This is a genomic window from Sinomonas sp., assembly GCF_051955515.1.
Taxonomy (GTDB): domain Bacteria; phylum Actinomycetota; class Actinomycetes; order Actinomycetales; family Micrococcaceae; genus Sinomonas.
Window position 1 is genome coordinate 1 of sequence record NZ_JBQCGQ010000221.1, and the last position, 4,410, is coordinate 4,410.

General features: G+C 68.5%; 4 protein-coding genes. 1 reads left to right on the top strand and 3 read right to left on the bottom strand.

The window, feature by feature from the left end:
• Positions 1–165 precede the first annotated feature (165 nt).
• Both ACTHL9_RS13105 and ACTHL9_RS13110 read right to left on the bottom strand, forming a co-directional pair.
• On the bottom strand, positions 166–1,107 hold the full coding sequence (locus tag ACTHL9_RS13105; RefSeq protein ID WP_440519677.1) for an NAD-dependent protein deacetylase: 942 nt from the start codon (positions 1,105–1,107) through the stop codon (positions 166–168).
• Positions 1,108–1,116: 9 nt separating this feature from the next.
• Complete coding sequence (locus ACTHL9_RS13110) at positions 1,117–1,335, bottom strand: DUF3073 domain-containing protein (RefSeq protein ID WP_138414488.1); 219 nt, start codon at positions 1,333–1,335, stop codon at positions 1,117–1,119.
• Positions 1,336–1,536: 201 nt separating this feature from the next.
• Between ACTHL9_RS13110 and ACTHL9_RS13115 the strand changes: the two genes are divergently transcribed.
• Positions 1,537–2,100: a septum formation family protein gene (locus ACTHL9_RS13115; protein WP_440519679.1), complete on the top strand. Its 564-nt coding sequence runs from the start codon at positions 1,537–1,539 to the stop codon at positions 2,098–2,100.
• Between the two features lie 17 nt (positions 2,101–2,117).
• Here ACTHL9_RS13115 and ACTHL9_RS13120 read toward each other — a convergent pair.
• The coding region (locus ACTHL9_RS13120; RefSeq protein WP_440519681.1) for an ATP-dependent Clp protease ATP-binding subunit at positions 2,118–4,410 on the bottom strand (2,293 nt) is incomplete at its 5' end.

The following is a 4,410-nucleotide window of genomic DNA, read 5'->3' on the forward strand; positions in this document are numbered from 1 at the left end:
GCACCACAGAAACAGCGGGGTCCACGACGACGGGCACCTACAGGATCAGTCCGGATACCGCCCGAGGCAACCGGTGCCAGCACGAATCTTCGCGCACCACAGTGCGCCCCGGAACGGGCCGCCCCACTGCTGTACCCGAAACGGGAAGGGGGAGGAGGAGGGGGTTTAGAGCGACGCCGAGAGCTCCTCGAGGGCCGCACCGACGTCGGTACGCCACCGCCACTGGGCCCGACTGTCCCCGCGGGTCGGCCCCGCATTGACGATCCCCACGGGCTTTCCGTCCCGGACAGCGTCGAGCACGAACCGGAAACCGCTCATGACCGCGAGCGAGGACCCGAGCACCAGGAGGCTCCGGGCGGAGGCGAGCATCGCCGTCGCCCGCTCCTTCCGCTCCAGCGGAACGCTCTCGCCGAAGTACACGACGTCCGGCTTGAGTTCGACGGAGCCGCACACGAGGCAGCCCACCATGCGGAAGCGGTCCACCCAGGCCTGCGGGAGCTCGACGTCGCCGTCCGGGTTGACCGTGGACGGGTCGAGGCGCACAGCCTCGGCGTAGCCGGGGTTCGCCTGGGCCAGCCGCTCGTCCAGATTGGAACGCCCCTCGACGTTGCCGCAATTCAGGCACACCACTTTGTCGAGGTCGCCGTGCAGGGTGACGAGGTTGCGGGAACCCGCGGCCGCATGGAGCCCATCGACGTTCTGTGTGACGACCCCAAGCAGCACGGCCCGCGCCTCAAGCTGGGCGAGGATTCGGTGCGCGGCGTTGGGGCGCGCTCTGTCGATGTGCCGCCACCCGACGAAGCTCCTGGCCCAATACCGGTGCCGCGCCGCGGGATCGTGCCGGAACTCCTGATATGTCATGGGCCGATGCTTGCGCCACGATCCATGAGGACCCCGGTAGTCGGGAATGCCGGACGCCGTCGAAACCCCTGCACCAGTGAGGGCCATGACGCCGCCCTCGCGGAGCAGATCGAGCAGGCCGGCGCGAGCCACTGAGGAGTCCTGAGGCTCAACGGTTTCAACGACCTCACGGGCGATCGACCGGAGCGCGGCCGCATGGGCACGCGCAACTGCGGGATCGTGTTCTCGGTTCGCCGACTCGCTCATCAAGGCGGGTCAGCCGATACGGCGAGAATCCTCGTCGTCGTCGTCAAACTGATCGGCGTACTTGTCCTCGTAGTCGGAGTAATCCGGCTCGAGGTCGGCGTCGTGGTGCGCAGGATGCGAGTTCGATGCGAGCTCGCGCTCAAGCGCCGCGTAGTCGGTACTCGGGCTGTAGTACTTGATGTCCCGAGCCTGCTTGGTTGCCTTAGCCTTTTGACGGCCGCGCCCCATGGCGTGACCCCCTCTTTTGCCTCGTCCCGGAGGTAGTCGCGAAGGCAGGCTCGCGAGGCCCCGGAGTCATTGATCAATTTGTCGTAGGTCTAGACTACATGTAATTGCGGCGGCCTGCGTATTCGCGGGACGTGCCGCGCTGGCATCAGGGGGCCGCGAACCCCTCCTCCCACGAGCACTACGGAAGGGCATCGAATCCGCATGGAGACCGATCAGGGTTCCCACGGCGCCTCGGCCGAAGATGCCTCGAAACCGCTGACTCGCCGCCAGGCCCGGATTCCCGAGCGGCCTCGGCGGGAACCGCGTCGTCGGCGCTTCCCCACCACCCCCTGGGGTCGTATCCTCGCGGTCGGCGGTTGCGCCGTCGCCGTCCTCGTGGTGTGGGCCGTCGTTGCTTCGCTGCTGGCGAAACCCGGCGCGAGCCTCACGGCCGCCGACAGCTACAAGGCGGGCGACTGCTTCTCGAACTTCGATGCCAGCGCTGAAGCGAACCGAACGGTCCCCTGCACGGAAGCTCACTCGGCACAGCTCGTGGCCACCGCCAGCTACGCCGTGGGCGACTCGTACCCGGGGAAGGACGCGCTCGAACAGCGGGCAGCTGATCTCTGCCGCCAGACGAAGCTCGCCCTTCCCTCGGATACCAGCAGTTTGAAGCAGCGCAACGTGTTTCCCACTCAGGACGGCTGGGCCACCGGCGACCGCCGCGTGGACTGCTTTGTGGAGAGCACCTCGGGGAACTCCCTGAGGGCATCCCTACTGCCCTGACGGTCAGGCCCTGACGGTCAGGCCTCCTGCGCCGCCGGCGCCTTGCGCGTGACGCTCAGGCCACCCGTCGACGCCCCGCTGAGGGCCTCGAGATCGACCGAGACATCCGCGACGTCCACGAGCACCGTGTCCCCGTCCGTGATCTCGCCCGAGAGGAGCGCCTTCGCGAGCCGGTCGCCGATCTCGCGCTGGACGAGCCGGCGCAGCGGCCGGGCCCCGTAAGTGGGGTCATAGCCGGACATCGCGAGCCAGGCGCGGGCCCCATCTGTGACGTCCAGCGTGAGGCGCCGCTCGTGCAGCCGGCGCTGCAGGGCGTCGACCTGAAGCTGGACGATCCTGGAGAGGTCGTCCACGCTCAGCGGATCGAAGACGATGATCTCGTCCAGCCGATTCAGGAACTCGGGCTTGAACGAGGAGTTCACCACTCCCATCACCGCGTTGCGCTTCGTCTCCTCGCTCAGGTCCGGGTCCACGAGGAACTGGCTTCCCAGATTCGACGTGAGCACCAGGATCGTGTTGCGGAAGTCCACGGTGCGGCCCTGCCCGTCGGTGAGGCGGCCGTCGTCGAGCACCTGGAGAAGGATGTCGAAGACCTCCGGGTGCGCCTTCTCCACCTCGTCGAGCAGGATCACCGAGTACGGCCGCCGGCGCACAGCCTCGGTGAGCTGCCCGCCCTCCTCGTAGCCGACGTAGCCGGGAGGCGCCCCGACGAGCCGGGCGACCGAGTGCTTCTCGGAGTATTCGCTCATGTCGATCCGCACCATGGCACGCTCGTCGTCGAACAGGAAGTCCGCAAGAGCCTTGGCGAGCTCGGTCTTCCCGACGCCGGTGGGTCCAAGGAACAGGAACGAGCCCGTGGGCCGATTCGGGTCGCTGATGCCCGCACGGGCACGACGAACCGCGTCCGAGACAGCCTGGACGGCCTTGGTCTGGCCGATGAGCCGCTTGCCGAGATCCTCCTCCATGTGGAGGAGCTTCTGGCTCTCGCCCTGCAGCATCCGCCCGGCGGGGATGCCGGTCCACGCGGAGATGACCTCGGCGATGTCGTCCGCCGTGACCTCCTCCGCGACCATCTTGGACTTGCCGCTCGCCTGCTCCTCGGCGGCGGAGGCCTCCCTGAGCTCGCGCTCAAGGGTCGGAATCTCGCCGTACAGGATGCGGGAGGCCTCGGCGAGGTCGCCCTCGCGCTGGGCCTTGTCCGCGAGTGAGCGCGCCTCGTCGAGCTTGGCCTTCAGGTCGCCGACGCGGTTGAGCCCCGCCTTCTCCGCCTCCCACCGGGCGTTGAGCGCGGCGAGCTGCTCCTTCTTGTCTGCCATGTCCTCACGGATCGCGGCGAGGCGCTCGATCGAGGCCTCGTCGGTCTCGCCTTCGAGGGCGAGCTCCTCCATGGTGAGGCGGTCGACGGCGCGGCGCAGCTGGTCGATCTCCTCAGGCGCCGAGTCGATCTCCATGCGGAGCCGCGAGGCAGCCTCGTCGACGAGGTCGATCGCCTTGTCCGGCAGCTGGCGGCCGCTGATGTACCGGTTGGAGAGGGTGGCGGCTGCGACAAGCGCGGAGTCGGCGATGGCAACCTTGTGATGGGCCTCGTAGCGCTCCTTGAGGCCGCGGAGAATGGCGATCGTGTCCTCGACGCTCGGCTCGCCCACGAAGACCTGCTGGAAGCGCCGCTCGAGGGCGGCGTCCTTCTCGATGTTCTCGCGGTACTCGTCGAGCGTGGTCGCGCCGATGAGGCGCAGCTCGCCGCGGGCGAGCATGGGCTTGAGCATGTTGCCGGCATCCATGGACGAATCCCCGGTGGCCCCGGCACCGACGACCGTGTGGATCTCGTCGATGAACGTGACGATCTGGCCCTCCGAGCTGCGGATCTCCTCGAGGACAGCCTTGAGCCGCTCCTCGAACTCGCCGCGGTACTTCGCGCCGGCGACCATCGAGCCGAGGTCGAGCGCCACGAGGGTCTTGCCGCGCAGACTCTCAGGCACGTCCCCGGCCACCATCCGTTGGGCGAGGCCCTCGACGACGGCGGTCTTGCCCACGCCGGGCTCACCGATGAGCACGGGGTTGTTCTTCGTGCGGCGGGAGAGGACTTGGACCACCCGGCGGATCTCGGCGTCCCGGCCGATCACGGGATCGAGCTTGCCGGACCGCGCGATGGCCGTGAGGTCCGTGCCGTACTTCTCAAGCGCCTGGAATGTGTTCTCTGGGTCGGGGCTGTCCACCCTGCGGTCTCCGCGGACCCCGGGAAGCGCGGCCTTGAGCGACTCGAGGGTCGCGCCGGCGTCCCGAAGCGCCTTGCCGGCCGCCCCGCCGTCG

What these genes read in the sequence shown, in the direction of transcription:
- ACTHL9_RS13105 (WP_440519677.1), bottom strand. Translation starts at nt 1,107, where the DNA reads ATGAGCGAGTCGGCGAACCGAGAACACGATCCCGCAGTTGCGCGTGCC.
- ACTHL9_RS13115 (WP_440519679.1), top strand. Translation starts at nt 1,537, where the DNA reads ATGGAGACCGATCAGGGTTCCCACGGCGCCTCGGCCGAAGATGCCTCG.
- ACTHL9_RS13110 (WP_138414488.1), bottom strand. Translation starts at nt 1,335, where the DNA reads ATGGGGCGCGGCCGTCAAAAGGCTAAGGCAACCAAGCAGGCTCGGGAC.